The following is a 4,344-nucleotide window of genomic DNA, read 5'->3' on the forward strand; positions in this document are numbered from 1 at the left end:
AATATTCGGGCTAGGGGTTTCACTGGCCAGCATCCAGGTCAAGAGCCTGCGCTCCGGCGTGGGTTTCAGCCTCATCCGCATCCCGCTGGCCGCCGTAACGGCCTGGTTCATCGCCGCCTGGCTGGGGCTGCCACCGCTGGCCCAAAGCATTCTCGTGGTGCAGATGTGCATGCCGGTGGCCGTGTTCAATTACCTGTTTGCCCAGCGCGCCCAGCGCGAGCCCGCTTATGTGGCCAGCCTGGTCTTTTGCTCTACGCTGCTGGCGTTGATCTACCTGCCGCTGCTGCTGGCACTACTGATGTAGGATGGGGAACCCCACCCCCATGTCGCAGTCACTGCTAGACTGAACCGACCCACCTAGCCAACGTGACCGGAGAATCGACCATGTCCGAACGTCAGCCCGCTGTGTTGAACGTCTTCCCGCTTACTGCCTCCACGCCAGCCAAGGGACGCCCTGCTGGCTGGCTCGCGATCGCCGCGAGTGGGCTGCTGTTGACTAGCGTCGCGCAGGCCGAAATCGTGCACCAAGGGCTTGAAACCGAACACTTTCCGGTATCCATCGAGAGGGTAGCCAGCGGTTTCGAACACCCCTGGGCGGTGGCGTTTCTGCCCGATGGGCGCTACCTGGTCAGCGAGCGTAACGGCCAGCTCAACCTGGTCGACCCCAATAGCGGAGAGTCACGCGTGCTGGAGGGCATGCCCGAGGTGAACCACCATGGGCAAGGCGGCCTGCTGGATGTGGTGCTGCACCCAGCGTTTGGGGACGGCGAACATGACTGGATCTATTTCACCTGGAGCAAACCGGAAGGCAGCCAGAGCCGTGCCGCGCTTTCCCGAGTGAAGTGGCAGGAAGACGCACTGGGCGAGGTGGAGCATCTATTCGAGCAGGACCGCGCCTCCGCCCCCGGCAGGCACTACGGTTCACGGATCGCCTGGCTGACGGATGGCACGCTGCTGATGAGCATTGGCGACCGTGGCAATGAGCCGCCACGCGCCCAGGCCAGCGACGACCACGCAGGTACCACCCTGCGCCTGACCGCCACCGGCTCGGCCCCCGAGGACAACCCGTTCGTCGATGACGACTCGACGCTGGACGAAATCTATACCCAGGGCAACCGCAACATCCAGGGCATGACCGTGCTCAGCAACGGTGAAGCCTGGGCCACTGAACACGGGCCGCGGACCGGTGACGAGCTGAACCTGCTTCAGCCAGGCAACAACTATGGCTGGCCCGAAGTGAGCCTGGGCAATGACTACGCCACCAATGAACCGATCGGCGTGGAGTCGAAGCCAGGCATGGAGGACCCCGTGTATCGGTTCGATGGACGGTTTGCCCCCTCGGGCCTGGCAGAAGTCACCAGCGAGGCCTTTGGCCCTTGGCAGGGCAGCCTGCTGGCGGGCGGACTGGCCAGCGAGCAGCTGTTGCTGCTGACCCTCGAAGAGGGCCAGGTCGGCCAGCAAGAGCAGATACTGGATGGCGAAGTGGGCCGCATTCGCGATGTACGCCAGGGGCCCGACGATGCGATCTACCTGCTCTCCGACGGTGCCCAGGGCAGCCTCTACCGGCTGACCCCCAGCCCGCGTTGATACCTCTACTCACTGACCACCACGGATAGACGATGCGCCTACGTAACTTGATCATTCTCACGGTGATTGTGCCGCTTTTCATTGTGCTGGTGGTATTCAGCCTCGTGGCCATCAAGTCGCTGGAGGATAACGTACGCTCCAAGCTGCAAACCGAGGTGGAGATCATCACCAGGGCGCTGAGCACGTCGCTGAGTTACGCGGTGGCCCGCGACAGCGCCACCCCTCTGGAGGAGGCCCTGCAGTCGGCCTTCTCGTTTCACCGTATCTACGGTGCCTATGTGTTCGACACCCATGGACGCGAAGTATACGGCCTGGGGCTGGGCAAGGACCTGTTCACCCCTGAAGAGATCCGGAAAGTCATCGAACGCGATGACCTCTACAGCAACTATCGCCAGCAGGAGGGCTGGACCTACTACTCGGCACTGATCCCGCTGCGCACCCAGGATGGCAGCGTGCAGGGCGTGTTGCAGGTCAACCGCCTGAATACCGGCATCGAAAACTATACCGGCTTCATCAGCATCGTGGCCGTGCTGGTCTTCGTCATCGGTGCGGCGGGCATCGTGTTCAGCATCTGGTGGGGCTTCCGGCGTTACATCGAGCGCCCCCTGAACCGGCTGCTGCACGTCATGCTGCTGGTAGAGGACGGCGACCGCAGCCAACGGGCCACCGCGGATGGCCCTACCGAATACCGTCGGCTGGCCTCAGGCCTGAACGGCATGCTGGACGCCATGGCCGAGAAGGACCGCGATATCGAGGATCGTCAGCGCCGCGAGATCGAGCTGGAAAAACGCCTGCGCAAATCCAAGAAGCTGGCCGAGCTGGGCGTACTGGCAGCAGGGGTCGCCCATGAAATCGGTGCCCCGCTCACCGTCATCAACGGCCAGGCCCAGCGCCTGGCACGCCGGGACACCATCGGCGAGGATGAGCGCGCCCGGCTGGGCAGAATACGCGGCGAAGTGGAGCGTATCGTCGAAATCGTGCGCCAATTGATGGAATTGGGCCGACAACATAACGTAGAGAAAGGAAATCAGGCGCTCGACCAGCTTATCCTGAGTGCCAGCGAGCTGGTCGAGGAAGAGCTGGAGCCAAGAAATATTCGCCTGGATATTGATCTTCCGACACCGACCCCCCATTTACTGGTCAATGGCCAGCAGATCATCCAGGTGCTGACCAACCTGTTTCGCAATGCAGCGCAAGCGCCCGACGTGAACCATATTCGTGTCCGCGCCGAGGCCCATGAGGAAGAGCTGACGCTATGGGTAGAGGATAACGGGCCAGGCATACCGCCCTCCCATCACCATCAGGTATTCGACCCCTTTTTCACCACCAAGCCGGTGGGGCAAGGCAGTGGCCTGGGGCTGTCCATGGTACACCGCATTATCAACGACCACGGCGGGACGATTGGCGTTTTTGACAGCACCCTGGGCGGTGCTGGCTTCGAGATCACGCTGCCCCTTTGTGAAACCGCATCCGCTTGAGGACAACGTTTGTGACCCATCAGGAACACCTGTTACCGCTTTTGGTGGTGGAAGATGACGCCGCTATACGTGAGTTATTGGAAGAGGAGCTTCACGACGCGGGTTATGAAACCGTCGGCGTTGCCAGCGCCGAAGAAGCCATTGCGCTACTTAGCCATACCCCGGTGGCGATGATGATCACCGATGTACGACTGCCGGGCATGACCGGCATTCAACTCTTGCAGCAGCTTCGCCAAAGCGGCAGCGAGCTGGGTATCATCGTGATTACCGCGTTTGGCACCATCGACCAGGCCGTGGAAGCCCTGAAGCTGGGGGCCGACGATTTTCTGACCAAGCCGCTGGATCTGGATGCAATTCGCGAAGCGGTGTTTCGCGTGCTGGAGCGCCAGCGCCTCTCACTGTCCCACGATACCGAGCTGAGCCACTTCCATGGCATCGTGGGCAAAAGCCCGGCCATGCAGTCGCTGTTCCACGATGCCTCGCGGCTGGCCAAAAGCGACGCTCCCATTCTCATTCTGGGTGAAAGCGGCACCGGCAAGGAGCTGTTGGCGCGGGCCATTCATCAGGAGAGCAGCCGCCACGACGCCCCTTTTGTGCCCGTCAACTGCGCCAGCATTCCCGCCGACCTGATGGAAAGCGAGTTTTTCGGCCATGTCAAAGGCGCCTTTACCGGCGCCAACGAAGCCCGCAAGGGCCTGTTCCAGAGCGCCCAGGGGGGCAGCCTGTTCCTGGATGAAATTGGTGAAATGCCGATCAATCTGCAGGCCAAACTGCTGCGGGCCCTGCAGGAGAAGACCGTTCGCCCGGTGGGCGGGGAGCGCGAGGAACCGGTGGACGTGCGCATCATTGCGGCCACCCACCGCAACCTGGAAAAGGAGATCGAGCAGGAGAACTTCCGCAGCGACTTGTTTTATCGCCTGGAAACCTTCTCGCTGCGTATTCCCCCCCTGCGCGAGCGCGGCACCGATGTGGAACACCTGATCTTTGCGCTGATCGACAAGCACGCCGAGTCTCAGCACAAGCAGGTGGAGCATATCGAGCCCGAAGCACTCAACAGCCTGCTCAACTACACCTACCCCGGCAACGTGCGCGAGCTGGAAAACGCCATCATGCGTGCAGTCACCTTGAGTGAGGAGGGCCTGTTGAAGCACCAGGACCTGCCCGAGCGTCTACGCGACCAGGCCCATCAGCAAAACAGCGCCGACCCCACGCCGACCTTGAGCGGTGAGGTATTACCCGGCACCTCGGCACCGGCCCCTGCGCCGGCCCGCTGGCCTAG

At 62.1% G+C, this 4,344-nt stretch carries 4 protein-coding genes; all 4 read left to right on the forward strand.

Annotation, left to right across the window (positions count from 1 at the left end; translation table 11 throughout):
• Positions 1 to 304, forward strand: a 304-nt coding sequence (locus tag B7L71_RS03780; RefSeq protein WP_446497346.1) for an AEC family transporter, incomplete at its 5' end; no start/stop codon positions are given.
• Between the two features lie 80 nt (positions 305 to 384).
• Entirely contained in the window at positions 385 to 1,587 is a 1,203-nt protein-coding gene (locus tag B7L71_RS03785) for a PQQ-dependent sugar dehydrogenase (protein WP_081136097.1), read from the forward strand.
• A gap of 32 nt (positions 1,588 to 1,619) precedes the next feature.
• Positions 1,620 to 3,065 (forward strand): sensor histidine kinase, encoded by a 1,446-nt coding sequence (locus B7L71_RS03790; RefSeq protein WP_081136098.1) that lies wholly within the window; start codon positions 1,620 to 1,622, stop codon positions 3,063 to 3,065.
• Between the two features lie 11 nt (positions 3,066 to 3,076).
• On the forward strand, positions 3,077 to 4,344 hold a 1,268-nt coding region (locus tag B7L71_RS03795; RefSeq protein WP_081136100.1), incomplete at its 3' end, for a sigma-54-dependent transcriptional regulator.

Source organism: Halomonas sp. BC2 (assembly GCF_002078115.1).
Taxonomy (GTDB): Bacteria; Pseudomonadota; Gammaproteobacteria; order Pseudomonadales; family Halomonadaceae; genus Vreelandella; species Vreelandella stevensii.

Bases quoted from the DNA above. Each gene is read 5' to 3' on its own strand.
- B7L71_RS03785 (WP_081136097.1), top strand. From the start codon at position 385: ATGTCCGAACGTCAGCCCGCTGTGTTGAACGTCTTCCCGCTTACTGCC.
- B7L71_RS03790 (WP_081136098.1), top strand. From the start codon at position 1,620: ATGCGCCTACGTAACTTGATCATTCTCACGGTGATTGTGCCGCTTTTC.